The sequence below is a fragment of the Massilia aurea genome, from assembly GCF_014200505.1.
GTDB classification, from domain to species: Bacteria; Pseudomonadota; Gammaproteobacteria; order Burkholderiales; family Burkholderiaceae_D; genus Telluria; species Telluria aurea_B.
This window is the reverse complement of the sequence record NZ_JACHBX010000001.1, coordinates 260,150-286,024: the sequence shown is the minus strand read 5'-3', so window position 1 is coordinate 286,024 and position 25,875 is coordinate 260,150. Positions and strand designations below refer to the sequence as shown.

Genomic DNA, 25,875 nt, shown 5'->3' with positions numbered 1-25,875 from the left:
ACGTCCACAATCAGCCTCACGTCCGTGAGATCCGCCATGCATCCAGACCGCCAAGCCGGGACGTTCGTCCACGCCACCATGATCGTCGGCGTGGTGCTGTCACTGGCAGTCGGCGCCAGCGCTTATTTCGCAACGTCCGGCGCGATCCAGAGCGATGCACAGATGCGCTTTCGCGCCATGGCGCGCGCCGCGCAGAACAATATCGACGCCCGCATCAAGAGCTACAGCGACGTGCTGCGCGGGGTTGCCGGCCTGTTTCGCGCCGAACCCGATACCAGCGCAGCCCGGTTCCACCAGTATGTCGGTGAACTCGACATCAAGCGCCACTTCCCGGGAATCGTCAATATCAACTACGCGCGCGCCGTGCGCGCCGACGGCCTGCCGGCGCTGAACGACGAGTTGCACAAGCGGCTGGCGCGGCGCGGCGTCGTGCACACCCCGTTGCAAACGGCGCCCGATCGCGATACCTACACGGTGCTGGTGTACATGGAACCGCTGCCGCCCAACCTGCTCGACCGGCTGGGGCTGGACCTGGAAGCGCGCGGCACGACCCGGCGCTCGCTGGCCGTGGCGCGCGATACCGGCAGCTCGAGCGCCTCGGGCACCCGCATCGCGCTGCGGCCCGGCCCCAACCAGAGCGCACTGGCGCTGCGCCTGCCGGTCTACCGCAGCGACCTGCCCAACGACAGCGTGCAGGCGCGGCGCCTGGCGTATATCGGTTCGGCCGGCCTCGGCTTCGGCCTTGCGCCACTGGTGGCCGGCGTGCTCGATGAATTCCCGGTCAAGGGCGTGCGCCTGGTGCTGACCGAAGTGACCGCGCTGGCGCCCGAACCGGGCGAGGCGCCGCCGCGCGCCGTGCTGTACGACAGCATGGCCACGAGCGCGCGGCCCAACCCGGGCCCACCGCGGATCAGCGATGCGAGCTTCGTGGCCAGCCTGCCCATCGCATTCAACCAGCGCGTCTGGCGCGCCGACTTCAGCATTCCCAAGTCGGACATGTACACGCGCTTCGACATGTATTACCCATGGCTGGCGGCGCTTGCCGCCGGCATGAGCACCGCCCTGCTCTACGCGCTGTTCCAGACGCTGGCCTCGTCGCGCCGCAACGCGCTGCGCATGGCCGAGGAAATGACGCGCGAACTGCGCGCCTCGCAAACCAAGCTGCAGGCCAGCCATGAAAAACTGCGCCTGCTTGCCGCCCACGCCGAACAGATCAAGGAAGGCGAGCGCAAGCGCATCGCGCGCGAAATCCACGACGACCTGGCGCAGAACCTGCTGGCGCTGAAGATCGAGGCCGAACTGCTGGCCAACCGCACCCGTGGCGCGCAGCAGCGCCTGCATGCACGCGCCGTGGCCACGGTGCGCCAGATCGACGTCACGATCCGCAGCGTGCGCCAGATCATCAACGACCTGCGCCCGAATGTGCTCGACCTGGGCCTGTCGGCCGCCGTCGACTGGCAGGTGGCCGACTTCGCGCGCCGCACCGGCATCACCTGCGAGCTGGTGGACGACGATGACGAGCACCGCATCGACGACAACAGCGCCACCGCGTTCTTCCGCATCCTGCAGGAGTCGCTCAACAACGTGGCGCGTCACGCACGCGCTACCCACGTGGGCATCACGCTGCACCAGCATGCCGGCATGCTCACCATGACGATCCGCGACAACGGCGTCGGGCTGCAACCTGGCAGCCGCAACCGCCACGGCTCCTTCGGCCTGGTGGGCATCGAGGAACGCATCGCCATCCTGGGCGGCTCGTTCTCGATCAACAGCAACGGCATGGGCAGCGGCACCACGATCGTGGTCAGCATCCCGGTGGATGGCGTGCCGGCGAGCGGCGCTCCGGCCGCCGCCGGGCTGCGCATCGACAGCACCCCGATCGCGCCCGTCGCCGCCTGAGGCGCCCCCTTTTCTACCAATGGTGACGCCGTCGTCGGTCACCGAGCTCGTCCATGCTCCCAAGTTTGATATAGCGCAACTGCTGATATGAGCCAGCGCATGACAATGGCTGTGTCTGTCACAGGTCAATACCACCGGGATTTCCCGGTAATGCGTTATGGAAATATCCCACTCAGGCACCGTGACAGCCGCCGGCACTGTCCGATCCGTCCACACAACCACACGAGGTAACTATGATGTCGACACATACCGAGTACGCCCCCTTCAAGGCGCTTGACCTGAACCCGATCAAGATGAAGCTGATGCACGAAGCGTCCGGCGAAGGCTGGACCGAAGCGCGCGCGAGCGCCGTGGAAACCGACTACCGGCGGTTTCTGTTCCTGATGAAGAAATACCCGGACGCCGGCGCCTCGCCAACGGTCGATGTCGACACGTTCTGGCACTACCACATCCTCGACACCATGAAGTACGCGCGCGACTGCGAAGCCGCCTTCGGCTTCTTCCTGCACCACTATCCGTACGTGGGCATGGCCGCCGGCACTGGCAATGAACACGTCCAGGCGGGCGAGCGCATGCGCGCGCTGTACGAAGCCGAGTTCGGCGTGCTGGTCAAGGGGGATGCCGCGTTCTGCGCGTCGCCGGGCAAACAGGCAGGCGCTACTGCGTTCTGTGCATCCCCGGGCAAGCCGGGCGCCAAAAGCGCGGACAGCGCCTTCTGCGCCTCGCCGGGCCTGCCGGCCATCATGACCAGCAAGATCGCGTTCTGCGCGTCGCCCGGCAAGCGGGCATAAGCATTCGCCCGGATCAGCGCCGCAGGCGCGCCAGCGCCGTGGCGACGTCCGGGTACTGCAGGCGCACGCGCAGTTCGCGCCGCAAGCGTGTGTTGTCAAGCTGGCGCGACTCGGACATGTACGACAGCAGCACGGGCGAGACCAGCTGCGCCAGTTCGGCGCGCGGCAGGCGCGGTGAGCGCGGCATGCCGAAGGCGTCGGCCACGGCGTCGAAGTAATCGGCCATCTTCATGCGCGTGTCGTCGACCGCGTGATATACCCGCCCGGACCGGCCGCGTGTCAACGCCTGCAGCACGATGCGGGCCAGGTCGTCAGCGTGGATATGGTTGGTGTACACATCGTCCTCAAACCGCAGCGCCGGCGTGCCCTGCTCCAGGCGGCGCAGCGGCAGGCGGTCGGCAGCGTAGATGCCGGGCACGCGCAGGATCGACAGCATCGCGCCGGTCACCAGCGCCCACGCGCGCAGGATGCGCTCGGCGTCCACGCGTCGCCGGGCGCGCCCGTTCTTCGGCGCCACCGGCCGGTACTCTTTCACCAGCGCCCCGCCGCAATCGCCATACACGCCGCTGGTGCTCACGTAGACGATGCGGCGCACGGCGCCCAGCGCCGCTACCAGGTGCCGCGTGCGGCGGTCGGTATCGCCGTCGGGCTGCGGCGGGGCCAGGTGCAGCACCCACGGGGCCAGATTGCGCAGGCGCGCCAGCGTGGCGGGCTGGTCGAGGTCGGCGACAACCGGCACTGCGCCGGCGGCGCGCAACTCAGAGCAGCGCTCGGGCTGGCTGGTCAGCGCAAACACGCGAAAACGCCCGGCCAGCAGCGGCAACAGGCGCATGCCGACGTCGCCGCAGCCGATGATCAACAGGCGCGGACGGGCAAAAGCGGAGCGGGATGGCATGGTCATGGAAGAATCGCGGGATCGTGGAGGCGGCAACTGTAGCACAGGGCGCGCCCGGTAAAACAAGGGCGGGTGTAGAATGGCGGCCTCTCGCCGCACGCCGGCGCACCTCACCAACCACCCGCGTTCGCGCCCCAACTTCTCCATTCGCATGACCTTCCAGATCACCGTCCAGCCCAGCGGCAGCCAGTTCGGCTGCGAAGCCGATGAAACCGTGTTAGCCGCCGCGATCCGCGCCGGCGTCGGCCTGCCATATGGCTGCAAGAACGGCGCCTGCGGCTCGTGCAAGGGCAAGGTGCTCGATGGCGCCATCGAGCATAAGCCCTACCAGCAGCGCGCCTTGAGTGACATCGAAAAGACCGCCGGCATGGCGCTGTTCTGCTGCGCGATGCCGTCGGCCGACCTGGTGATCGAGGCGCGCGAAGTGGGCGGCAGCTCGGATTACCCGCTGCGCAAGATGCCCACGCGCGTCGCCGGCATCCGCAAGGCCGCGCCGGACGTCGCCATCGTCAACCTGCAATTGCCGGCCAATGAATTGCTGGCCTACCGCGCCGGCCAGTACATCGAATTCTTGCTCAAGGACGGCAAGCGCCGCGCGTATTCGATCGCCAATGCGCCGTCGTTCGAAGGCCCGCTCGAGCTGCACATCCGCCACCTGCCCGGCGGCCTGTTCACCGACCACGTGTTCGGCGCGATGAAAGAGCGCGACATCCTGCGCTTCGAAGGCCCGCTCGGCACGTTCTTCCTGCGCGAAGATTCCGACAAGCCGATCGTGCTGCTGGCGTCCGGCACCGGCTTCGCACCGGTCAAGGCGCTGGTCGAGCACCTGATGCACCTGAAGTCCACGCGCAAGGTCACGCTGTACTGGGGCGGCCGCCGCCCGCAAGACCTGTACATGGACGAATTGTGCCGGGCCTGGGAAACCACCCTGCCCGACTTCACCTACGTGCCGGTGATTTCGGATGCGCTGCCAGAAGATGCCTGGACGGGCCGCACCGGCTACGTGCACGCCGCCGTCGTGCAGGACATCATCGACCTCTCCGGCCACCAGGTGTATGCCTGCGGCGCGCCGCTCATGGTCGACTCGGCCCGGCGCGACTACGTGGCGCTGTGCGGCCTGCCCGAGGACGAATTCTTCGCCGACGCGTTCACGACCGCCGCCGATCTCGCCAGCCAGTAAGGGCCCATGCCTTTGACCTCACCGACCGGGCGCCTGGGTGTCCTGCGCAACCGTAACCTCGCGTTCTACCTGTCGGCGCGCTTTCTCGCCACCTTCGCCGTGCAGATGCAGAGCGTGGCGATCGGCTGGCAGGTGTACCAGATCACCGGCAGCCTGTTCGACCTGGGGCTGATCGGCCTGGCGCAGTTTGCGCCGTTTCTGGTGCTGATCCTGTGGGCCGGCCACGTGGCCGACCGCTACAACCGGCGCCTGATCGTGCTGTGCTGCATGGCCGTGCAACTGCTGTGCAGCGCCATGCTGATTGCGTTCACGGCCAGCGGCAGCACGACCGTGTGGCCCGTGTTCGCGATCCTGGTGCTGTTCGGCAGCGCGCGCGCCTTCATGATGCCGGCCTCGCAGGCGGTGCTCAAGAACCTGGTGCCCGACCGCGACTTCAGCCAGGCCGTGGCGCTGGGCTCCTCGACGATGCACGTGGCGATGATCCTCGGCCCGATCGTCGGCGGCCTGCTCTATGTGCTGGGGCCGCAGACGGTGCACATGACGGCCGCCTCGCTGCTGGCACTGGCGGTGCTGCTCATGACGAACACGCGCACCATCGCGCAGGTGATCAACAAGGCGCCCGTCAGCTGGCACACGCTGCTCGAAGGCTTGCGCTTCGTGCGCTCGCGCCCGATCGTGCTCGGCGCGATTTCACTCGATTTGTTCGCGGTGCTGTTCGGCGGAGCGACCGCCCTGCTGCCGGCCTACGCACATGACATCCTGGGCGCCGGGCCGTCCGGCCTGGGCTTTCTGCGCACCGCGCCGGGCATGGGCGCGGCGCTGTGTTCGGTAGCGCTGGTGATGTTCCCGATCACGCGCCGCGTCGGCGCCTGGATGTTCGGCGGCGTCGCCCTGTTCGGCCTGTGCGTGATCGTGCTGGGCCTGACCGACCACTTCGCCGTTGCGTTCGGCGCGCTGTTCCTGCTGGGCGTGGGCGACATGGTCAGCGTGTATATCCGCCATCTGCTGGTGCAGTACGAAACGCCCGACGATATCCGCGGGCGTGTGAGCGCCGTGAACTCGGTGTTCATCGGCGCCTCGAACGAACTGGGTGAATTCGAGTCGGGTGTCACGGCCGGCTGGCTCGGATTGACGCGCGCGATTTTGCTCGGCGGCGTGGCGACGCTGGTCGTGACGGGCGTGTGGGCGATGCTGTTCCCGGTGCTGTCGCGGATGGACCGTTTTCCGCACCACGAGGCAGCGCGCGAAAAAGACGTGGCCTGATGGCGGCATGGAAGGTCGAGCACGGTTGGCGGAGCGGACGCGGTAAAAATCGCTGGGCGTGTAAGATAAAGACATAACGATTACAGGAGCCATCCATGCAGATCAATGTCAATACCGATAACACCATCACCAAGCACCAAGGCCTGGACGAGCACGTGGATACCGTCCTGCGCGCTTCCATCGGTCGTTTCAGCGAGCAAGTGACCCGCGTCGACGTTCACCTGAGCGACGAGAACAAGGAAAAGAAAGCGGACGGCGGCAACCACTGCATGCTCGAAGCGCGCCTGGCCGGCGTGGCCCCGATCGTCGTGCACGATCACGCCAACGACCTGCACCAGGCCATCAACAACGCCAGCGGCAAACTGGCCCGCGCGCTCGACAGCACCATCGGCCGCCTGCACGACAAGCATCGCCATACCGCCGTCCCGGTGGTCAGCGTTGACGGCGACATCGACCCGACTGCCGACAAGCACCTGACCGATAACTGATCAGTGTCCGCAGGACCCTGCGCCCGCCATGGGCGCAGGGGCAATACCAACGCCGCACTCAGCGCGACGCACCTCGCCGGCCGCACCTAGCCGGCCGCACCTAGCCGGCCGCACCTAGCCGGCCGCACCTTCCAGCATCTCCCGCAACGTCTCCAGATAATTCACACCCGCCAGCGCGCGGCTGCCGTACCACGACAGCATTTCGCCATCGACCAGCAGCACGGGAATACCGATCTGTTTTTCCAGCGCGTCCACGTGCGCCTGCGTGAAGCGGTAGGGTTCGGTCGACAGCAGCACGGCGTCCAGGCCATCGACCAGGCTGTCCGACCACGTGAAGCGCGGGTAGCGGTCTTCGCCCAGCTGTGGCACGCGCCAACCCAGTTCGGCCAGCATCGCCGCGATATACGTATCGGCCGAGATGCTCATCCAAGGATCCTGCCAGATGCAGTACAGCACCGTGCGTGATGGACCGGCGGGCCGGGTCCGCAGCGGGGCCAATGCCTGTGTGAATGCGGTGCACCAGGATTCGGCCGCCTCCTGCACGCCGAAGATGCCGCCCAGCAGGCGGGCCAGCGCCAGGTTATCCTGCGGCGTCACCGGATGCGTGACGATCACGTGCGGCACGAATTGCACCAGCGCGTCGTAGGTCGGTCGCGTGTTTTCATCGAGATTGACGACGACGTGGGTTGGCGCCAGTGCACGGATCTTGTCGAGATTGACGTCCTTGGTGCCGCCGACCTTGGGAATGGCGGCGACAGTGTCCTTGGGATGGATGCAGAAACCCGTGCGGCCGACGAGCTGCGGCGCCAGGCCCAGGTCGCACAATAATTCAGTGATCGACGGCACGAGGGAAACGATGCGCGCACCTGGCGTGGGCCGGTGTACCTGGCCCAATGCGTCGGTCAGTTCAATGCTGCTGGATGTCATGTGAAGATGTCGCCATGGTAGTTTAAGTTTCGCCAAACGCGCAGGAGTGGCACAATCGGCTATGATCCCGCTGATGTAATAACACATGCAATCACGCATGCCAACGCGGCGTACCGCTTGAGGACTCACTTGGAACAGATCGGCACCTTCGGCACCAGCCGTACCCATATCAACGACTTGCAACTGTTTCGCGACGAAACCGACCCTGACGTCGCCGCGATGCTGGCCGACTGCGCCATCGTGCGCTTGCCAAAGGGCGAGCGCATCGACGACAGCGGCCAGGCGCACCTGTATATCGTACTCTCGGGCCAGCTCGAAATCGAATCGGACGCGCACGCAGGCGACGAAACCGGCACCACCCGCGTCTTGCCCGGCGAAAGCGTCGGCGACCAGGCCGTGCTGGACGATGCGGCGAACCTGGCGGCCATGACGGCGCTGGAAGACAGCGAACTCCTGGTGATCGAGTCAAGCGTCGTCTGGTCGCTGATCGACCGCTCGAGCGTCCTGGCGCGCAATCTGCTGCGCCTGCTGTCGTTCCGCATCCGTACCACCAATGCGCTGCTGCGCCGCCGCCAGAAGCTCGGCGAATTCTACCGCCAGCTGTCGCTCAACGACCCGCTCACCGGCCTGTACAACCGCGCCTGGCTCAATGACATGCTGCCGAAGCTGGCGGCGCGCGCGGCCCGTACCGGCAGCGGCCTGTCGATCGTGATGATCGACCTGGACCACTTCAAGCAATTCAACGATACGCACGGCCACATCATCGGCGACGTGGCACTGTCGGCCGCCGCCAGCCTGATCCGCGACGCGCTGCGCCCATCCGACTTCGCCGTGCGCTTCGGCGGCGAGGAAATGCTGGCCGTGCTGCCCGACACCGGCATCGAACTGGCCACGATGGTGGCCGAGCGCCTGTGCCAGCGCCTGCGCGACACCGTCGTGTTTACCGACATGCGCGTGGAGCTGCCGCACCTGACGGCGTCGTTCGGCGTGGCCAGCCTGGGCGAGAACGGCGACGAGTACGCACTGATGGCGGCGGCCGATGCCGCCCTGTACCGGGCAAAAGAAGCCGGGCGTAACCGCGTCTGCAACTAACGCCCAATGCCGTCCCGCACGGACCATGACACCGGGCCGTGACGGGACGGCGCATCTGTGCCACCATGTCGCCGACGCTGTGATTGCAGCCAAGACAACAACAAGACATGAGCCCGCATACCTTCCTCTGGCACGACTACGAAACCTTTGGCGCGACCCCGCGCCGCGACCGCCCGGCCCAGTTCGCCGCGATCCGCACCGATGCTGAACTCAACGAGATCGGCGAACCGATCATGCTGTACTGCCAGCCAGCCAATGATTTTCTGCCCGATCCCGAATCGTGCCTGATCACTGGCATCCTGCCGCAGCACTGCCTCGAACACGGCGTGCCCGAGCACGAGTTCGCGCGCCAGATCGAAGCCGCGTTCAGCCAGCCCGACACGATCGGCGTCGGCTACAACACGATCCGCTTCGACGACGAAGTCACGCGCTATCTGTTCTGGCGCAACCTGATCGATCCGTACGCGCGCGAGTGGCAGCACAACTGCGGCCGCTGGGACTTGCTCGACGTCGTGCGCATGGTGCATGCGCTGCGCCCTGACGGCATCGTGTGGCCCACCCGCGACGATGGCAAGCCGAGCTTCAAGCTGGAACACCTGAGCGCTGCCAACGGCCTGGCACACGAGGCCGCGCACGATGCGCTGTCGGACGTGCGCGCGACCATCGCGCTGGCGCGCCTGATCCGCAGCAAGCAGCCGCGCCTGTTCGACTTTTGCCTGGAGCTGCGCCGCAAGGACCGCGTCGCCGCCGAGATCGGCCTGCACCAGGCCCCTGAAGCGCGCCAGCCGTTCCTGCACGTGTCCGGCATGTTCCCGGTCGAGCACGGGTGCCTGGCCCTCGTTTATCCATTGGCGCAGCACCCGACCAACAAGAACGAAATCCTGGTCTGGGATTGCCGCTACGATCCGTCCGAACTGTTCACCCTCGATGCCGAGACGATCCGCACGCGCATGTTCACGCGCACTGACGACTTGCCGGAAGGCGTCACGCGCCTGCCGATCAAGAGCGTGCACCTGAACAAGTCGCCGATGCTGGTGGCCAATCTCAAGACGCTGCAGCCCGAACTGGCCACGCGCTGGGATATCGATCTCGACCAGGGCCGCGCGCACGCCGCGCTGGCCGCTGCCGGCCCCGACCTGCGCGCCATCTGGGCGCAGGTGCTGCAAAAGCCGGCATCCGGCACGCCGGTCGATGTGGATGAGGATCTGTATGGCGGCTTCGTCAGCAAGGAAGACCGGCGCCAGCTGGAATCGATCCGCATGCAAAAGCCCGCGGCCCTGACCGGCAAGCGGGTCAGCTTCGAGGACGAGCGCCTCAACGAACTGCTGCTGCGCTACCGCGCGCGCAACTTCCCCGAGACGCTGTCGGAAGAAGAAATGCAGACCTGGGAAGCGCACCGCGCAGCGCGCCTGTTCGAGGGCGCCGGCGGGGCCAGAACGATCGATCAATTGTTCCAGGAGATCGATGCGTTGTCGGAGACGGCCGATGAGCGGGCCGAGGCGATTCTCGGCGCGCTGTATGACTATGCCGAGATGATCGCGCCCGAACTGCACTGACAGTCGTAGGGTGGGCGGCTGGCCGTCCACGCGTTCAAACCAACTCCGATTCGTGGCGCATTGCGGTGCGTTGAACGCGTGGACGGGGAACCCGTCCACCCTACCGTCATCACGCCAAACGGCGCGATTGTTTCATCATGCCGCGTCACGCGCCGCATTGATCGCGTCGCGCGTTTCCGTCGCCGCGCGCCGCGCTGCCTGCGCGAAGTCTTCGCCATCCTGCGGCGTCGCATACAAAATCGCACGCGACGAATTGATCATCATGCCAGCGCCGCCCGCCGTACGGCCGGCCTTGACGGTCGCCTCGACATCGCCACCCTGGGCGCCCACGCCGGGAATCAACAGCGGCATGTCGCCCACCAGTGCCCGCACCTGCGCGATCTCTTCCGGGAACGTCGCGCCCACCACCAGCGCGCACTGACCATTGCGGTTCCACTTGTCGGCCACCAGTTGCGCCACGTGCTGGTACAGCGGGCGGCCGCCCACATCCAGGAATTGCAGGTCGGAGCCGCCCGCGTTCGACGTGCGGCACAGCACGATCACGCCGCGGTCCGGCCAGGCCATGTACGGTTCTACCGAATCGAAGCCCATGTACGGATTGACGGTCACCGCATCGGCGCCGTAGCGGTCGAACGCTTCGCGCGCGTACTGGTGCGCGGTAGCGCCGATGTCGCCGCGCTTGGCGTCGAGCACCAGCGGGATGTGTGGATACGTCTCGCGCAGATAGGTGCAGATGTCCTCGAGCTGGTCTTCAGCGCCGAGCGCGGCGAAATAGGCGATCTGCGGCTTGAAGGCGCAGGCCAGGTCGGCGGTGGCATCGATGATCGCCTTGCAGAACTGCACGATCGCATCCGGCTGGCCGGCCAGGTGCGCCGGGAAGCGCGCCAGGTCCGGGTCGAGCCCGACACACAGCAGCGAATCGTTGCGGGTCCATGCAGCCGCTAGTTTTTGAATGAAAGTCACCTCGAGCCCCTTTGGTATCCGAATAATTGCAAACCCATTATTGTACCCGCCGCCGCCGCCCTGCCCGGCCTTGGGCTACGGGAACACCAATTGGCACGGGTTTGAGGTATATTTTGACTATTCGACAACTTGCACGGACCTTGACTGCCATGACTACGACCTTTATCTCCCGCTGGACCCGCCTGCTCGGCAGCGCCATTCTCGCCGGCGTCCTGCTTTCGGGCTGCGGCTACAACGATTTCCAGACCAAGGATGAAGCGACCAAGGCCGCCTGGAGCGAAGTGGTCAACCAGTACCAGCGCCGCGCCGACCTGATCCCGAATCTGGTCAACACCGTCAAGGGCTATGCCTCGCACGAGCGTGAAACGCTCGAAGCCGTGACGCGCGCCCGCGCTTCGGCCACCAGCTTCCAGATCACCCCGGAAGTGCTGAACAACCCGGAAGCGTTCCAGAAATTCCAGCAGGTGCAGGGTGAACTGTCGAGCGCGCTGTCGCGCCTGATGGTGGTGTCCGAAAAATACCCGGACCTGAAAGCCGACACCAGCTTCCGTGACCTGGCCTCGCAGCTCGAAGGCACCGAGAACCGCATCACGGTGGCTCGCCAGCGTTATATTGCTTCGGTCCAGGATTACAACGTGACGGTGCGCCAGTTCCCGAAGAACCTGACCGCCATGGTATTCGGCTACGAGACCAAGCCATCGTTCACGGTGGAGAATGAAAAGGCGATCTCGACTGCACCAGCGGTCAACTTCGGCAAGTAAGGCCGGCGATGACGCCCTTCCTGCGCTTTTTCTCCACGCTCCTGCTCGCACTGGCGACCCTGTTCGCCGGCGTGGCGCCGGCCCACGCTCAGCTCAAGGAGGTACCGGAACTCAAGGCGCGCGTAACCGATCAGGTCGGCATGCTCGACGCCGCGCAGCGCGATCGCCTGGAAGCCGTGCTGGCCGACTACGAGGCCAAGACGGGCAGCCAGATCGCCGTGCTGCTGGTCAAGTCGACCGAACCGGAAGCCATCGAGGCCTATAGCATCCGCGTCACCGATGCCTGGCAACTGGGCCGCAAGGGTGTCGACGACGGCGTGCTGCTCGTCGTCGCGCCCGGCAACCCGTCGGCGCTACGCCGCCTGCGGATCGAGGCCGGGCGTGGTGTACAGGGTGTGCTCACCGACGCCAAATCCAAGCGTATCCTGCAGGACGTAATTGCGCCACATTTCAGGGAACAACATTTCTATGAAGGCCTGGTGGCAGGCGTGGGCGCGATTGCCACGCTGCTGAACGAGGAAGCCTTCCCGCCGCCTGAGCGGACAGCCGAGCAGAAAAAGTCGGATAAGGCAAGCGAATATATGTTCTACGGCATGCTCGGCAGCTTGGCTGCCGGGCTCGTGTTGATGATAATCGTGGGCATTACCATCACACGGCTCCGCTACAAAGCGTCGGGCAACTCACCTGGCGAGTTCATAGTGGGTGCCATTATCGGCGGCATACTTAGCGGCGGCGGCCGTAGCTCTCGTGGTAGTAGTGGTGGTGGCGGTGGTTTTTCAGGTGGTGGCGGCAGCTTTGATGGCGGCGGCGCCTCGGGAGACTGGTAATGGGATCGATCACACACAAAATAGCACGCACGTGGCGCCATGCCACCAGCAGCGGGGCCGAGGCACGGCGCGCGTTTCCTGAAACGACACTGAGGGCCATTGCCCAGGCGATCGATGCAGGTGAGCGCACGCACCGCGGCGAAGTGCGCCTCATCGTCGAAAGGGCCCTGCCCTTCGAGGACGCCTGGTACGACGTCACCAACCGCCAGCGCGCGCTTGCGCTGTTCGCCGATCATGGGATCTGGGACACCGAAGACAATTGCGGCGTGCTGATCTACGTGAACATGGCCGAGCACAAGATCGACATCGTGGCCGACCGTGGCATCGACCGCAAGATCGACGCCGCCACTTGGCAGGCGGTGTGCCGCACGATGACTGCAGGCTTCAAGAACGGGCACTTCCATGACGCCACGCTGGCGGCGGTGGCGCAGGTCAACGACCTGCTGCACCAGCACTTCCCGGCGGGCGGCGAGCGGGCCAACGAGTTGCCCGACCAGCCCATCATGCTCTAGCAGCAGTAGAATGGCGGCTTTTGCCACAGCGTCGAAAGCCCGCCATGAAACTACACCAGAAGATCGCCATCGTCACCGGGGCCAGCCAGGGCATCGGCCTGGCCTGCGCCGAGCGCCTCGTGCGCGAAGGCGCGCGCGTCATGCTCGTCGATATCCGGCCCGAGGTCGAGCAAGCCGCAGCCAGCCTGGGCGACGCAGCCCGCGCCTACCGCGCCGACGTTGGCATCAAGGTCGAGGTCGATGCGATGATCGCGGCCACGCTGGCTGCATTCGGCCGCATCGATATCCTGATCAACAATGCCGGCGTGACCCACGCCGCCGAGTTCCTCGACCTGCACGAGGATGATTTCGACCGTGTGCTGCGCATCAACCTGAAATCGATGTTCTTGTGCAGCCAGGGGGCGGCGCGCGACATGGTGGCGCGCGGCGAAGGCGGCTGCATCATCAATATGTCGAGTGTGAACGCCGAGCTGACGATCCCGAACCAGGTGCCGTACGTGATTTCAAAAGGCGGCGTCAACCAGCTCACGCGCGTGGCGGCCATCGCCCTAGCCCAGTACGACATTCGTGTGAACGCCATCGGCCCTGGGACGATCCTGACTGAGCTGGCAAAGAAGGCAGTGCTGGGCAGTCCGGAAGCGCGTCACACGATCCTGTCGCGCACGCCGCTGGGCCGCTGCGGCGAACCGGAAGAAGTCGCGTCGATCGCCGCCTTCCTGGCCAGTGACGATGCCTCGTACATGACCGGCCAGACCCTGTACGCCGACGGTGGCCGCATGGCGCTGAACTACACGGTGCCAGTGCGTGATTGACACGTCGCTGGTCTTTTTCGAGAGATATTGACGGATCACATGTCTGGTATCCGAAAACGCAATTGGACGCTGGATCGCCGAATCCCTATAGTTACACCTGTCTCCACTATTCTCCTCCAAGAAAATAGTTTCAAGCCCGCCCAGCGGGCTTTTTTTTGCCTGGACGGTTTGCGCGGCGCACGTCATTTGAGGCCGTATTGTCATAAGCCCAATTCTGTCATCACATTTCCTGCTGTTCCGTCCGAACCTTGACGACGGTCACTGACCCGTCACAATCCCTGCCTATACTCGAACGCACCTGACACACACGTAACCGATATGCGTGGTGCCAGCAGGTGTGGAGCGCCCGGTGCGCTGCACACCAACCCGGTTTCCGCACTCTTGGCCCGTTCTCGGGTTCTGCCCGCCCCGCGCGGGCATTTTTTTCGGCATTGTCGCAACTTGGGCCAGAAAAAATTGTCTATGTGCTTGAAGCCGTCTTCAATAGGGCTATCATGAAGCTGCGACGTCCCACCTTGTCTAGCTGGGTGGTGACCGCGTACAACGAAACGACCACGGGAGATTGTCCGATGAGTTTACGTGTACCAGAAACATCGCTTTCGCCAGACAGTTGCCGTCGCCATCAGGATTCAAGCGACCTCGTTCTCAGCGAACTCAATCCGCGCGCCGTGGTCGACGATATCGATCGCGACAGCGTTCCCCTCAATCTGCTCACGTTCGGCAGCGTCCGCGAAGTGTGTCCCAAGTGCCGGCGAGCACACCTGAAACTCGTGTTGCGACAGGCAAGCGTGCGCGTGGCCCACCTGTTCTGCGCCGACTGTGCCAGCTGTTTCGACGCCCATTACGCCGACGGCGCTCCGGCACTGACGATTTGACGCACGTCGCGGTGGGCAGCTAACGCACGGGCGGCGACAGCGGGCACACAAGGTGCGCCCGGCATGGTAACGTTGACGTTTGCCCCGTCACCGTTACTGTACTGTCACCACGTCCCCATGCCTGCCCTGTCTCCCCTGCTGTACGCCGAACCCCGTCACCGCCGTGCCATGCACGCTGCGGCACTGCTCATTTTTACCTGCATCGTGATCGCCGGCTCCGTGCCCGGTGCGCGCGCTGAGGTGGGTGAATACGCGTCCGGCATCGTGCTGCACAGCCTGGCCTACGCCGGCCTCGCGACGCTCTGGTTCCTGGGCAGCACCGGCAGCACGCTGCAACGTGCGCTCAAGGCGGTGCTGGCCATTGCGCTGATGGGCGCCTTCGACGAGGGGGTGCAGCACTTCCTGCCGTACCGATCAGGCACGGTGCGCGACTGGCTGGTCGATGTCAGCGCCGCGACCGTCGCAGCAACGGCGCTGGGCGCACTACTTGCGCGCATCCCGATGCCGCAGGCGGCCGGCCGCAACCCCGCGCGGCCGGGCTGACAGTGCTGTGATTTTCCGACATAGATGCAATGTTTTGGAGATTACTGCGACTACCGGGCGTGAAGTAGCGACATCCATCGCTTCCCGCTGAGTTACACCGGCCACGACGAACTTTCGCTTTCGACCAGAAGCGGACGGCGAGACAAGTCTGAGCCGTCCAGGGAAACGCTGATCAAGTCATTCCCTCAGCAAAGTTGATGCGTAAAAGGTCGAACGACGAGCTACTCGAGCCGTTTCCCCTGGGTCCGGCGCGATCCTCGTGAAATTCTGTCACCGGTACGGATCAAAGATCGTGAATCCAGCAGAGGTCGAATTGCCGGCGTGTTCGGACCTCCGTTGAAAGGCTGTGGCGCGCAGGCTGATCAAGAGGTATGGCACCCGGGTCCGTCGTTGATCCAGGCAGACTTTGTCATATGCGCGCCAGGAACAACTCCGCCTATTGAAACAGGCTCCAGCTGCTTGCGCGCTTGTACGAGCGCTTCGAGGTGCCCAGCACGTTAAAGCCGCTATTGGCATCAGTCGGCAATATCTCGAGATCGCGCGACAGGATGAAAAGCAGCTTGTCAGATTCCGCATACAGCGGCTCCCACTGGCCCGGACGGGGAGCGATCATTAGCTGGCCGTCGCGCTCGGCGATGTGGAAGTCGGGCAGTCCATCGAGCTTGTAATGGCCGGTCAGCGACCTGGCCGTTTCAGTCGGCAGCTTGACCGCTGTGCGGAACCGGGTCTGGTGGCTTGCCCACTTATACTCATGCGCGATGGCGCGCAACAGGCCCGCCGCCAGTTTGAGTCCCTCGTCGCCATTGGTCAAAATCACCGCGCCATCGCCGCTGTCGGTCGAGCCGACCATTACGGCCCGAAAGCCCATATTGCTGCCGTTGTGTTCAAAGACCTTGCCGCCATCGCCAATCTGCAGACCCAGCGCATAGTCGCCCATCACCGGGGTGAGCATGGTGCGCGTCATGGCCGCCGAAATCACGCCGTTGTCGCTGCCCGCTGCACCTTGCTGGATCGCGATCACGAACTTGGCCAGGTCTTCCGGCGTGGTCCACAGGCCGGCCGCCGCCAGCTCGGGATAGGTGTGGGCACCACCAGGGTAGGGCTTGCCGTCTTGATGATGGGCGCGGGCGGCCTGAGCCTGCAAAGCCGCTGGCAGCGGCTGCGAGAAGCTGCTGTCGTTCATGCCCAGCGGCTTCAGGACCGATTCCCGCAGCAGCACGTCGAAGGGCTTGCCGCTGCGGTCGATCATCGCCTGCTGCAGTACCGTGTAGCCGCCACCGGAATAGCGCATTGCCGATCCAGGCGCCGTATCGACCCTGATCGCCTTCGAATTGGCACCCCAGGCGCCATCCAGCACCTGCACCAGCGTCGGCACCGACTTGTCCGCCGCATAACCAGGGAAGCCCGATACTGTCGTACCGCCAGTATGCGACAGCAGCTGGCGCACGCTCGGCTTGCCTTTACCTTCCGGTAGCTTCCAGCTCGTGAGAGCGGTGTTGATGTCGCCGTCGAGGTCGAGCTGGCCCTGTTCGGCCATGCGCAGCGCCGCCATGGCGGCGACCGGCTTGCTGACCGAGGCTGCTTGGAACAGTGTCCGGGGCGTGATAGCTGGCCCGCCAACCCATGCCACGCCATAGCCGCGTGACCAGGCTACTTTGCCGGCCTTGATCACAGCTACGCTCACTCCCGGTACGTTAAGGCGCGCCATCGCGTCCTGCAGCGTCTCGGTCTTGACAGGTGTGTTGGACAGCGCGACCGACGGGCGCAGGCCCGCCTCGATGCGGGCAATGGCGGCGTCATCGTCGGCGTGGGCCTGGGAGGAGGACAGCGTCGCAAGCACGGCGACGAGCAGAAGGAAACGGGAAGCGGCGGGATATTCAGCGGACATCGGCTCTCTATGTGGTTTGTGTGAACAGCGAACATTATGGAGAGGTGCAAATAGCAGCACAAGCGGCGAATGGAATCTATGAAGACGGCATATTGAGGTGAATCTGGCGTGGCTAGCGCATGACATGAATGAACGCAATGGGTCGGTACCGGCCTGTGGCGGCTACCACTGGATTTTCAACTTGCCAACCTGCTATGCTGGCTCGACCGGCCGGATTCGGCCAAAAGCGGACCTTTAAACCAATAAATAATTATTATGAAAACCAATAAAGAAGTAATGTTTTTGGCTCTGATAGTATTTCTGTCGGTCCAATTGCAATCAACTGCTCAGGCTACGGAAAATTATTCTTGCTGGATTAAGCGAGTCGAGGCACGTGAGGGAAAACTGTATATATCTTTCCTACCTGATTACCGACGGCGCGCATTTGTGACAGACGAGGTTCAAGAACGGCAGAGTACAACCTCATCAACGGCCGCTTCAGATGACCTGATCATGTGGGAAAATGAAAAGGCAACCAATAGTGATGGATTGCACAGCGGTTGCACAATCACTGCTGAGAAACATGAGGGACGGCTTGGAGTGCAAGTTCGAGCCTACGTTTCCCTTCCCGGAATACCGGCTAGTGAGAAAACGGAATTTATCGCTGCAGCAAGATCCGAAGAAGCGCAACAGCCGAAGTAAATGAAGACAAGGCATTCGTATCAACTTGGTCGAGAAGAGCGGTCATGGTCTGCTTCGGGTCGATTCCGGCCTGCCGCAGCCACCGTTGGATTTTCAACTTGGCCACCTGCTATGCTGGCTTGAATGGCCGGGTTCGGCTAGAAGCAGTCATCTTGAAAGGCCCAGCATGAGACCAAACTTCTACGAGGTAGCAGGACTGTGGGAACGTGATGGATCGCTTCGAGACATCTACGTCCAGGGCACTGAAGCCGTTCACTGGGATCGCTTCGACCAACTGCTCAGTCGATACAAATGCTCGTACATCTTTGACGGCGCGGCTGCACCATTCCCAGGATCGCACAGCGCTCTGGGAAATCGTGAAGGATTACATGGGTTGTCGATTTTGCTGGACGGTCCGGTTGAAATTTGCTGCCACTTCTTCATTGCCCAACAGTTAGAACTCGACATCTCGCCCGAGGAAATTGCTGGCCCACAGGCGCATGATGAAGTGCTGTCATTCGTCGAGAACTTGGCGGGGGCTTTAGAACTGTCTGCGGACATCACGCCCGAAAACGCGGAACAAATGCCGTTTCTGACGTACGTGCCGCAGAGCAGAACATGGCGCATACACGACGATTGCAAGTAGCTGGTCGCAGCGATTCAGCGAAAAGTCGTCGCACCTGGCAGCAAAATCAGGTGGGCGCCGTCCGACATCACCGCTCTCGCGTCGCGTCTATTTCGGAAAATGATAAGGTTTACCGCAGCCTGACAAAGCCATCGGCACCACTGAAAAAAAGGGCCACATGCGCTGACGCGACATGTGGCCTTTTGCTTACCGCATACCTGACTGCCGCAGCAGGCAGACCCCACCGGCCCTGCCCTGCCCTGCGTTAGCCGTTACGGCGTGCCAGTATCCTTGCCCTCTTCCAGCGCACGCTGGAACAGCGGAATATTGCGCGTGGCGGCGCTGATCACATCCAGCGGCAGTTTCGGCGAGCGATCGGCGTTCAGCAAGCCATTGGCTTCCTGGAACGTGTCCGTGAACTGCGTGTAGCAGAAACCACTGAACATGAACGTCTCGTTGACCACCTGCAGCAGGCGCCGATACTGCTTCAGATAGCTTTCCGCCGTGTGCGCGCGGCTGTAGCCCCATGTGGTTTCGTCGGGATTGGGCGTCTGCTTTGGATCGTAGGCGATGCCGCCGAATTCCGTCAGCACGATCGGCTGGCCGCGATGCGGGAAGCCATCGAGCGTCAGGATGCGGCCACCCGGGCGGCGCTGATCGAACAGCGTGCGCACCGGGTCGGTGACGGCGTAGCGCGCCAGCACTTTCTCGGGGTCGCTGTCGTAGTCGTGAATGCCCAGGATATCGGTGGCCGATGCTTCCCAGCCATCGTTGCCGATCACGGGGCGGGTCGAGTCGAGCGTGCGTGTCAGGTGATACAGGGCCTCGACGGCATTGCGATGCGCTTGCGTGAGCGTCAGGTTCGGCACCCCCCACGACTCGTTGAAGGCCACCCAGACGATGATGCACGGGTGGCTGTAATCGCGCTCGATTGCCTCGGTCCATTCCTTGACCATGCGCGTAATGGCGCGCGGGCTGAACCGGTAGGCCGATGGCATTTCTTCCCATACCATCAGGCCCAGCTTGTCAGCCCAGTACAAAAAGCGCGGATCCTCGATCTTCTGGTGCTTGCGCACGCCGTTGAAGCCCATTAGCTTGGCCAGCTCGACGTCGCGCTTCAGGTGGGCGTCGGACGGGGCCGTCATGAACGATTCCGGCCAGTAGCCCTGGTCCAGCACCAGGCGCAGCTGGTACGGGCGGCCATTGAGCATGAAGCGGTCGCGGTTGATCGACACCGAGCGCAGTGCCGTGTACGAGCGGATGCGGTCGAGCACCACGTCGCCTGCGCGCAGGGTCACTTCGGCATCGAGCAAGGTCGGGCGTTCCGGGCTCCACAGGATTTCATTGCGCGAATCGTCGATGCCCGGATCGGACAGCGCGATCTTGCGGTTCGCCTCACCACCCAGCAGCTTGTAGTAATCGTCGGCCAGCAACTGGTCGCCGTGCCAGATCTTGACTTCGACGAACAGCTCTTCCTGGATATCGCCGGTGGCGAACACTTCGCAGCCGATTTCGTAGGTTTCGAACACGGGCGTCCAGCGCAGCTTCTGGATATACGTCTGCGAGACCTGCTCGATCCAGACCGTTTGCCAGATGCCCGTCGTGCGCGGGTACCAGATCGAGTGCGCGTCGAGCAGCCAGTCCTGCTTGCCACGCGGTTTGGCCAGGTCGGCCGGATCGTCTTCGACCCAGACCGTCACGACCTGCTTGCCATCCGCGTTCAGGGTGCCGGAAATATCGGCCGAGAACGGCGTGTGGCCACCCTCGTGCTCGACGACCAGCTGGCCATTGACCCAGACGCGCGCGCTGTAGTCGACCGCGCCGAAGTGCATGATCGTGCGCCCGTCCATGGGCATGACCTCGAATTCGCGCTGGTACCAGACGAAGCGATGAAAGCCCGTGTCCTCGATGCCGCTCATCGCGGTTTCCGGTGCAAACGGCACGGTGATCTCGTGCGTCCATTCCTTCACGTCCGACGGCAGCGTGTAATGCCCTTCGTCATCGAAGCAGAACTGCCATGTGCCGTTCAGGTTCTGCCACTGGTCGCGCACCAGTTGTGGACGCGGATATTCAAACTGATTCATTCTTGTCCTTTCTGTCAGTTGGCACCGGAATCAGGATGCGTCCCTGGACGTCATTGCCTGGTCCATGATGGTCGTGATACGCCGCCAGCGCGGTGGCGGCTGCTTCTTGCGCCTGCCCCTTGCGGCACAGGGCGACGCAGGCGCCGCCGAAGCCGGCGCCGGTCAGGCGCGCGCCCAGTACGCCTGGTGCAGCGCGCAGCGCGTCGCACAGAACGTCGAGCGCGCGGATCGAGACTTCGTAATCGTCACGCAGGCTCGCATGCGATGCGTTCATCAGTTCGCCGAAGCGCTCGGCGTCAACGCCCTTGGCCGCTTCGAGCACGCGCAGGTTTTCCTGCACCACGTGGCGGGCCCGTTCGCGCAGCGGCGACGGCAGCGTCTCCACCGATGCCGGGTCAACCACGTCGCGCAGCGCCGTCACACCCAGGATGCGCGAGGCTTCTTCGCATTCGGCGCGGCGTTCGTTGTACTTGCTGGCGGCCAGCGTGCGCGCCACGCCCGAATCGATCACGATCAGTTCGGTGTCCGGCGGCAGTGCCGACAAATGATGTTCGAGCGTGCGCGCGTCGATGAACAGCATATTGGTTTCATCGGCCAGGCTCGACGCCATCTGGTCCATGATTCCGCAGTTCACGTGCGCGTATTCAATCTCGGCGCGCTGGGCAATGCGCGCCAGCTTGACGTCATCGAGCTCGAACCCCAGCAGCGCGCGCATGGCGCGCAGCGTGGCCACTTCGAGCGCAGCCGACGACGACAGGCCCGAACCCACCGGCAGATCGGTCTCGACATACACGCGCAGCGGCGGCACCTCGATGCCCTCGGCCTGCACGAGGCGGATGCAGCCCTCGATATAGCTGCCGAAGCCTTGCGGCGCGCTGCTGTCCTTCGCGAACGTGACGGTCGCGTCGAAGTTGGGCGAGTAAAAATGGAAATGGTCGTCGCCGCTGCGGCTCATGGCCACCAGCGTGCGCTGGGGCGTGGCCACCGGCAGCATGAAGCCGTCGTTGTAGTCGGTGTGTTCACCCAGCAGGTTCACGCGCCCCGGGGCCGAAGCGTTCACCTCGGGGGCGCCGCCAAAGAAGGTATCGGTCGTGATGGTCATGCGTCCACCTCCAGCCAGAGCGGCCGCTGACGGCCTTGGATATCCACCGACGGCCAGGCCGGGTCGAAGGTCAGGTTTTCGAGTCCGTCGGGGCCGAGCAGGAATGTATCTTCGATCTTCATACCGTTATAACTTGGATTGAACGCAAATGCCATGCCCTGTTCGAGCTGCGTGGCCGTGCTTGGGGTGGCCACGATCTCGCGCGCCAGGTAGCCGGTGATGCCGCCCTGGTGGTGCTCGCGGATCGCATCCTCGACATCGGCGTGGTGATAGGCCTGGGCCAGCGCGTGATACACCGACGACAGCGATTTGCCCGGCACCACGGCCGCCAGGCCGGTGGCCTCGAGCGCCATCAGCGCGCGCTGGGCAGTTGGCGCCGAACCTGTACCGCCAAAGCTCACGAAGCGCGTCAGGTTGGCATACAGGCCGTGGCGGCGCGCGCAGAAGACCAGCATGGCGCGCTCGCCGATCGGCTCGTGCGACGGCGTCGCATGGCGAAACAGCGGCAAGCGCCGCGCACCGGCCACCAGCACCAGCGCCGGATGGATGCCGCGGCGCCACAGCGCGTCCGCGCCGGCGCCGGCCAGCTGCTGCTCGGTCCAGTCGGGCCGGGCGCGGTGCAGCACGTCGGTCATCGCTTCGGCCGCTTCGCGCCCCAGCAGGCGGTAGCGCGCCTGCTCGGCGTCGCCCAGCACCAGCTTGCGCTGCCGCAGGGGCAGCGGCAATGGCAGTTCGTCGGCCTGCGGACGGTCCGACAGCACCGGCCGGCCCTCGGCCGCGGCCAGCACGAAATGCTCGCGCAGCTCGGGCTCGGCCCACGGTTCGATATGAAAGCTGAACCCGGCCGGCACTTCTTCGAGGCGCAGGCGCTCGCCTTCGATCTGGTCGGTCAGCACGCAGGCGTCGCCCGCTGTGACCAGCACTTCGGCAATGCCGGTGTCGGTGGTGTGCAGCACGGCGCTCGAGCCGCCAGCCGTGATCCACGCGAACCAGTCGGTGCCGCGCAGGCGCACGGCGCCGGCGCCGCTGGTGGCAAGGGTGGCGCGCAGCAGCGCGAGTTTGTCGGCGACCTCCTGGGCGCGCATATCGATGTCCGTCATGCGCCCTCCTCCAGATCGATCTCGACCTGCTGCAATTCGTAGGCCGTGGTCTCGGGCAGCACGTCCATCGCGAACATGCCGGCGGCCAGCTCGGTGCCGGCCAGGTATTTCAGGCGGTCGCGCGTGCGGTACGGCGGATAGAACTGGGCGTGCAGCTGCGTCTCGGGATGCTCGGCGCCGTCGGTCGGCGCCTGATACCACGCCATCAGATACGGGAACGGCCGGTTCCACAGCGTCTCGTACTTGAGCAGCACGGTCTTGAGCGCGCGCGCCAGCGAATCGCGCTGAGGCGGCGTGAGCGCCGCGAAATCCTTGCATGGCGCGGTCGGCATCACCCATACCTCGTACGGATAGCGGGCGCAGGCCGGCACGAAGGCAATCGCGAAATCGTCTTGGTACAGCACGCGTTTGCCATCGGCCGCTTCGTCGCGCGCCATGTCGCACAGCATGCTCGTGCCGTGCTGCTGATAGTAATCGCGCTCTTGCGCGAGCATGCGCGCCGGGACCGACGGCACGAACGGGTACGAATAGATCTGGCCGTGCGGATGGTGCAGCGTCACGCCCACTTCGGCGCCGCGGTTCTCGAACGGCAGCACGTACTGGATGTGCGGGAGGCTGCCCACGCGCGTGGTGCGATCGCCCCACACCTGCAGCAAAAGCGCGATGCGCGACAGCGGCAAGTGGGCCAGCGCCGTATTCGGATCCTGCGTGAACACGACCACTTCGCACTGGCCATTGGCCGGCGCGGTCTGCACCGTCACCGATGGCGGATCGTGGGACTCGAGCGCCAGCGACGGGAAGCGGTTGTCGAACACCGCGATCTCGTAGTCGCCAGCCGGCATCTCGGTGGGATTGGCAGGATCGATCGTCGGCGCCAGCGGGTTGTACTGGGGCGGCGGCTGATAGGTGCGGTTCTGGCGGAACGCGGCATAGGTCACCCACTCGCCGCGCAGCGGATGCCAGCGCAGGTGCGGGTTGGCGTGCTGGGGATCTGGAAACGGGCTGGGTGCAACGAGGCCATCGGGGATGGGCCGGTTGCTGTAGAGGGTAAGGTTGCGTCCGTCCGGTTTTTTGAGTTCTTTACTGTGCATGGCAATCAATAAGGTTCGGTCACATCCGGCGCGAACGCGCACGCCAACATCGACGCATTGGTGCGCTCGCGGCTGCAGGAGCTTGGCTCCAAGCCGATCCTATCATGCTGTATTTGCCACATTTTCTGCCCGGAACTTCGTACTTTTCCAGGCGACAATACTGTGGCTGTATCAAGACGATACCGCCCTTGGCATACAACGATGATTCACAAGGGAGAGCGCCCTTCCGGGCACTCCACGGCAAGGATATTGTAGTCCGGCGCCTACGCAAAAATTAGAAGTTTTTACACTACCTGGCAAGAAGCAGCCCTACAGGTCAGCCGTGGCAAGTTTCGGCGTTCCTGCAGAGCTGCAGAGCACTTGCTCAGCGCGCCAGTTCAACCAGCACTGACGTGTACATCTGCAGGTTCAGCAGCAATTGCTTGGTCGTGATGAACTCGTGCTCCGAATGCCCGGAATATTTCTGGCCCGGCATCGATGGCCCGAAGCTGACGGCATTCGGGAACAGGCGCGAGTTGGTGCCGCCGCCGATGGCAACCGGCTTCGCATCCTTCATGCCGGTGAAATAGGCGAAGGTCGCCAGCAACGTCGGCACCTGCGGCGCATCGTTCAGCACCCACGGGTCGCGCATGCCGACCTTGATGTTGGTGAGCGGGACCTGGCGCGCCTGCCACTGGCTCAGTGCGGCGTTGATTTCATCGGTCAGCTGCGCGCCCGTCTTGCCTTGCGGGCGGCGCACGTTGATTGCCACTTCGATGCCGTCGTCCAGCTGGCGAATCACGGTCGGCTTGAACGTCAGCGGGCCCATGAACTTGTCGCGGTAGGCGATGTTGCCGGCGCCGCTGCCAAACTTCTCGCCGTAGTAGCCCGTGCCCACCATTTCGTTGAGGTAGTTGACGACGCCGCCGGCCGTCGTATTGGCCCACGGCCGCACGGCCAGGGCGTCGGCCAGCATGCTCACGGCGTTCACGCCTTCCTGCGGCTTGGACGAGTGGGCCGACAGCCCCTTGGCGCGCACCGCCAGGTCCTTGCCCTGCCACGTGTAGGTGTAGGTCATGCCCTCGTGCTGCGCGCCGCGCGCGCGGATCTGCCCTTCGATCTGCGGCGTCGCGTTGGCCACCAGCGCTTCGGCGTCCTCCGGAATCTGCGTGTTGAACGAGCCGCCCCCGAACGCGGCGATATAGGCGTCGCCCTCCACGGGTGCCTGCGCGCCGGCCTTCGGCACCGTCACGGCCACGAGGCCACCGCCCTTCTCCGCCGTCACCACCGGATATTCGGCGTCGAGCGTGATGCTCATCTGTGGCGGCACGTGCGTCTTGAGAAATTCGGTCAGCGGGCCCCAGTCGGATTCCTCGCCCATGTACACGTACAGCTCGATGCGCTTGGTGAGCGGGATCTGGCGGTCGCGGATCGTCTTCATCGCGTACAGCGCGGTGGCGATCGGGCCCTTGTCATCCTCGGCGCCGCGCGCGATCAGCTTGCCCGGCTCGCTCGTGCGGTCCAGCACGAACGGCGACTTCTTCCACTTGGTCGGGTCCACCGGCTGCACATCGCCATGCGTGACGATGCCGACGCGCTCTGTTCCCTTGCCCAGGCCGATGACGACCGTCCAGCCGTAATCGGTGTAGTCGAGCCCCATGCGCTCGGCTTCTGCCTTGAGCGTGGCCTTGAACGCGGCATGCACCGGGTTCCGGTCCGACGGGTAGCGCGGATCGGCCACCGTATTGAAGCTCACCAGCTTGGCCAGCGTGTCGACGACGTCGTTGCGGTAGGTGGCCACCGCATACTTGGCGGCGCTCACGGCAGCCTCGCTGGGCGCTGCAGCAGATGCGGCAGCAGGTGCGGCAGCAGGTGCGGCAGCCAGGACAGTGGATGAGGCCAGCAACAGGCTGGCAATACAGGCGTTCTTGTACATACGGGGCCGATCTCCAAGGGTTGCAG

At 64.4% G+C, this 25,875-nt stretch carries 24 protein-coding genes; 15 read left to right on the top strand and 9 right to left on the bottom strand.

The window, feature by feature from the left end; all coding sequences use genetic code 11:
- Positions 1-36 precede the first annotated feature (36 nt).
- Positions 37-1,899 (top strand): sensor histidine kinase, encoded by a 1,863-nt coding sequence (locus HD842_RS01175; protein WP_229424542.1) that lies wholly within the window; start codon positions 37-39, stop codon positions 1,897-1,899.
- A 233-nt stretch (positions 1,900-2,132) separates the two neighbouring features.
- Positions 2,133-2,690 (top strand): glycine-rich domain-containing protein, encoded by a 558-nt coding sequence (locus HD842_RS01170; protein ID WP_229424541.1) that lies wholly within the window; start codon positions 2,133-2,135, stop codon positions 2,688-2,690.
- A gap of 13 nt (positions 2,691-2,703) precedes the next feature.
- Here HD842_RS01170 and HD842_RS01165 read toward each other — a convergent pair whose 3' ends face one another.
- Complete coding sequence (locus HD842_RS01165; RefSeq protein WP_183549860.1) at positions 2,704-3,585, bottom strand: NAD(P)H-binding protein; 882 nt, start codon at positions 3,583-3,585, stop codon at positions 2,704-2,706.
- A gap of 151 nt (positions 3,586-3,736) precedes the next feature.
- Between HD842_RS01165 and HD842_RS01160 the strand changes: the two genes are divergently transcribed.
- From HD842_RS01160 to HD842_RS01150, 3 genes are all read left to right on the top strand, one after another.
- Positions 3,737-4,765 carry a CDP-6-deoxy-delta-3,4-glucoseen reductase gene (locus HD842_RS01160; protein ID WP_183553461.1) on the top strand — a complete coding sequence of 343 codons (1,029 nt, stop codon included), beginning with the start codon at positions 3,737-3,739 and terminating at the stop codon, positions 4,763-4,765.
- A gap of 6 nt (positions 4,766-4,771) precedes the next feature.
- Positions 4,772-6,028 carry an MFS transporter gene (locus tag HD842_RS01155; RefSeq protein WP_183549856.1) on the top strand — a complete coding sequence of 419 codons (1,257 nt, stop codon included), beginning with the start codon at positions 4,772-4,774 and terminating at the stop codon, positions 6,026-6,028.
- Positions 6,029-6,123: 95 nt separating this feature from the next.
- Positions 6,124-6,516: an HPF/RaiA family ribosome-associated protein gene (locus HD842_RS01150; RefSeq protein WP_183549853.1), complete on the top strand. Its 393-nt coding sequence runs from the start codon at positions 6,124-6,126 to the stop codon at positions 6,514-6,516.
- A gap of 114 nt (positions 6,517-6,630) precedes the next feature.
- Here the strand turns inward: HD842_RS01150 and HD842_RS01145 are convergent, their stop codons facing one another.
- Positions 6,631-7,443: a helical backbone metal receptor gene (locus tag HD842_RS01145; protein WP_183549850.1), complete on the bottom strand. Its 813-nt coding sequence runs from the start codon at positions 7,441-7,443 to the stop codon at positions 6,631-6,633.
- Between the two features lie 129 nt (positions 7,444-7,572).
- Here HD842_RS01145 and HD842_RS01140 point away from each other — a divergent pair, with 129 nt between their 5' ends.
- Positions 7,573-8,535, top strand: coding sequence for a GGDEF domain-containing protein (locus HD842_RS01140; protein ID WP_183549846.1), 963 nt, complete (start codon positions 7,573-7,575; stop codon positions 8,533-8,535).
- A 107-nt stretch (positions 8,536-8,642) separates the two neighbouring features.
- Positions 8,643-10,091, top strand: coding sequence for an exodeoxyribonuclease I (gene sbcB / locus HD842_RS01135; protein ID WP_183549843.1), 1,449 nt, complete (start codon positions 8,643-8,645; stop codon positions 10,089-10,091).
- A gap of 135 nt (positions 10,092-10,226) precedes the next feature.
- Here sbcB and pyrF read toward each other — a convergent pair whose 3' ends face one another.
- The gene (pyrF, locus tag HD842_RS01130) at positions 10,227-11,054 is read right to left on the bottom strand and encodes an orotidine-5'-phosphate decarboxylase (protein ID WP_183549840.1); all 828 of its coding nucleotides are present in this window, start codon (positions 11,052-11,054) and stop codon (positions 10,227-10,229) included.
- Positions 11,055-11,203: 149 nt separating this feature from the next.
- Here pyrF and HD842_RS01125 point away from each other — a divergent pair, with 149 nt between their 5' ends.
- From HD842_RS01125 to HD842_RS01100, 6 genes are all read left to right on the top strand, one after another.
- A complete protein-coding gene (locus HD842_RS01125) occupies positions 11,204-11,815 on the top strand; it encodes a LemA family protein (protein ID WP_183549838.1) in 612 nt (203 codons plus the stop codon).
- Positions 11,816-11,823: 8 nt separating this feature from the next.
- The gene (locus HD842_RS01120; protein ID WP_183549836.1) at positions 11,824-12,642 is read left to right on the top strand and encodes a TPM domain-containing protein; all 819 of its coding nucleotides are present in this window, start codon (positions 11,824-11,826) and stop codon (positions 12,640-12,642) included.
- A complete protein-coding gene (locus tag HD842_RS01115) occupies positions 12,642-13,154 on the top strand; it encodes a TPM domain-containing protein (protein WP_183549834.1) in 513 nt (170 codons plus the stop codon). The genes HD842_RS01120 and HD842_RS01115 overlap by 1 nt, the downstream gene beginning before the upstream one ends.
- Positions 13,155-13,198: 44 nt before the next feature.
- On the top strand, positions 13,199-13,966 hold the full coding sequence (locus HD842_RS01110; RefSeq protein ID WP_183549832.1) for an SDR family NAD(P)-dependent oxidoreductase: 768 nt from the start codon (positions 13,199-13,201) through the stop codon (positions 13,964-13,966).
- A gap of 494 nt (positions 13,967-14,460) precedes the next feature.
- A complete protein-coding gene (locus tag HD842_RS01105) occupies positions 14,461-14,841 on the top strand; it encodes a hypothetical protein (RefSeq protein ID WP_229424540.1) in 381 nt (126 codons plus the stop codon).
- Between the two features lie 117 nt (positions 14,842-14,958).
- Positions 14,959-15,384, top strand: coding sequence for a VanZ family protein (locus HD842_RS01100; RefSeq protein WP_183549831.1), 426 nt, complete (start codon positions 14,959-14,961; stop codon positions 15,382-15,384).
- A gap of 436 nt (positions 15,385-15,820) precedes the next feature.
- Here HD842_RS01100 and HD842_RS01095 read toward each other — a convergent pair whose 3' ends face one another.
- A complete protein-coding gene (locus HD842_RS01095) occupies positions 15,821-17,272 on the bottom strand; it encodes a serine hydrolase domain-containing protein (protein WP_183549829.1) in 1,452 nt (483 codons plus the stop codon).
- Positions 17,273-17,527: 255 nt separating this feature from the next.
- Here HD842_RS01095 and HD842_RS01090 point away from each other — a divergent pair, with 255 nt between their 5' ends.
- Entirely contained in the window at positions 17,528-17,953 is a 426-nt protein-coding gene (locus tag HD842_RS01090; RefSeq protein WP_183549827.1) for a hypothetical protein, read from the top strand.
- A 25-nt stretch (positions 17,954-17,978) separates the two neighbouring features.
- The gene (locus tag HD842_RS01085; RefSeq protein WP_183549825.1) at positions 17,979-18,578 is read left to right on the top strand and encodes a hypothetical protein; all 600 of its coding nucleotides are present in this window, start codon (positions 17,979-17,981) and stop codon (positions 18,576-18,578) included.
- Positions 18,579-18,829: 251 nt separating this feature from the next.
- On the opposite strand, the gene HD842_RS01080 is transcribed toward HD842_RS01085, so the two are convergent.
- From HD842_RS01080 to HD842_RS01060, 5 genes are all read right to left on the bottom strand, one after another.
- Entirely contained in the window at positions 18,830-20,641 is a 1,812-nt protein-coding gene (locus HD842_RS01080; RefSeq protein ID WP_183549823.1) for a glycoside hydrolase family 2 protein, read from the bottom strand.
- Positions 20,628-21,743 carry a galactokinase gene (gene galK / locus HD842_RS01075; RefSeq protein WP_183549822.1) on the bottom strand — a complete coding sequence of 372 codons (1,116 nt, stop codon included), beginning with the start codon at positions 21,741-21,743 and terminating at the stop codon, positions 20,628-20,630. Before galK ends, HD842_RS01080 begins: the two co-directional genes overlap by 14 nt.
- Positions 21,740-22,843, bottom strand: a complete 1,104-nt coding sequence (locus HD842_RS01070) for a M24 family metallopeptidase (protein WP_183549820.1) — start codon at positions 22,841-22,843, stop codon at positions 21,740-21,742. Before HD842_RS01070 ends, galK begins: the two co-directional genes overlap by 4 nt.
- Complete coding sequence (gene galT / locus HD842_RS01065; protein WP_183549818.1) at positions 22,840-23,934, bottom strand: galactose-1-phosphate uridylyltransferase; 1,095 nt, start codon at positions 23,932-23,934, stop codon at positions 22,840-22,842. The genes HD842_RS01070 and galT overlap by 4 nt, the downstream gene beginning before the upstream one ends.
- A 364-nt stretch (positions 23,935-24,298) precedes the next feature.
- Positions 24,299-25,849 (bottom strand): dipeptidase, encoded by a 1,551-nt coding sequence (locus tag HD842_RS01060; protein ID WP_183549816.1) that lies wholly within the window; start codon positions 25,847-25,849, stop codon positions 24,299-24,301.
- Positions 25,850-25,875 lie beyond the last annotated feature (26 nt).

Coding starts and splice junctions, on each gene's coding strand:
- HD842_RS01175 (WP_229424542.1), top strand. CDS start 37: ATGCATCCAGACCGCCAAGCCGGGACGTTCGTCCACGCCACCATGATC.
- HD842_RS01170 (WP_229424541.1), top strand. CDS start 2,133: ATGATGTCGACACATACCGAGTACGCCCCCTTCAAGGCGCTTGACCTG.
- HD842_RS01165 (WP_183549860.1), bottom strand. CDS start 3,585: ATGCCATCCCGCTCCGCTTTTGCCCGTCCGCGCCTGTTGATCATCGGC.
- HD842_RS01160 (WP_183553461.1), top strand. CDS start 3,737: ATGACCTTCCAGATCACCGTCCAGCCCAGCGGCAGCCAGTTCGGCTGC.
- HD842_RS01155 (WP_183549856.1), top strand. CDS start 4,772: ATGCCTTTGACCTCACCGACCGGGCGCCTGGGTGTCCTGCGCAACCGT.
- HD842_RS01150 (WP_183549853.1), top strand. CDS start 6,124: ATGCAGATCAATGTCAATACCGATAACACCATCACCAAGCACCAAGGC.
- HD842_RS01145 (WP_183549850.1), bottom strand. CDS start 7,443: ATGACATCCAGCAGCATTGAACTGACCGACGCATTGGGCCAGGTACAC.
- sbcB (WP_183549843.1), top strand. CDS start 8,643: ATGAGCCCGCATACCTTCCTCTGGCACGACTACGAAACCTTTGGCGCG.
- HD842_RS01125 (WP_183549838.1), top strand. CDS start 11,204: ATGACTACGACCTTTATCTCCCGCTGGACCCGCCTGCTCGGCAGCGCC.
- HD842_RS01120 (WP_183549836.1), top strand. CDS start 11,824: ATGACGCCCTTCCTGCGCTTTTTCTCCACGCTCCTGCTCGCACTGGCG.
- HD842_RS01115 (WP_183549834.1), top strand. CDS start 12,642: ATGGGATCGATCACACACAAAATAGCACGCACGTGGCGCCATGCCACC.
- HD842_RS01110 (WP_183549832.1), top strand. CDS start 13,199: ATGAAACTACACCAGAAGATCGCCATCGTCACCGGGGCCAGCCAGGGC.
- HD842_RS01105 (WP_229424540.1), top strand. CDS start 14,461: ATGAAGCTGCGACGTCCCACCTTGTCTAGCTGGGTGGTGACCGCGTAC.
- HD842_RS01100 (WP_183549831.1), top strand. CDS start 14,959: ATGCCTGCCCTGTCTCCCCTGCTGTACGCCGAACCCCGTCACCGCCGT.
- HD842_RS01095 (WP_183549829.1), bottom strand. CDS start 17,272: ATGTCCGCTGAATATCCCGCCGCTTCCCGTTTCCTTCTGCTCGTCGCC.
- HD842_RS01090 (WP_183549827.1), top strand. CDS start 17,528: ATGAAAACCAATAAAGAAGTAATGTTTTTGGCTCTGATAGTATTTCTG.
- HD842_RS01080 (WP_183549823.1), bottom strand. CDS start 20,641: ATGAATCAGTTTGAATATCCGCGTCCACAACTGGTGCGCGACCAGTGG.
- galK (WP_183549822.1), bottom strand. CDS start 21,743: ATGACCATCACGACCGATACCTTCTTTGGCGGCGCCCCCGAGGTGAAC.
- HD842_RS01070 (WP_183549820.1), bottom strand. CDS start 22,843: ATGACGGACATCGATATGCGCGCCCAGGAGGTCGCCGACAAACTCGCG.
- galT (WP_183549818.1), bottom strand. CDS start 23,934: ATGCACAGTAAAGAACTCAAAAAACCGGACGGACGCAACCTTACCCTC.
- HD842_RS01060 (WP_183549816.1), bottom strand. CDS start 25,849: ATGTACAAGAACGCCTGTATTGCCAGCCTGTTGCTGGCCTCATCCACT.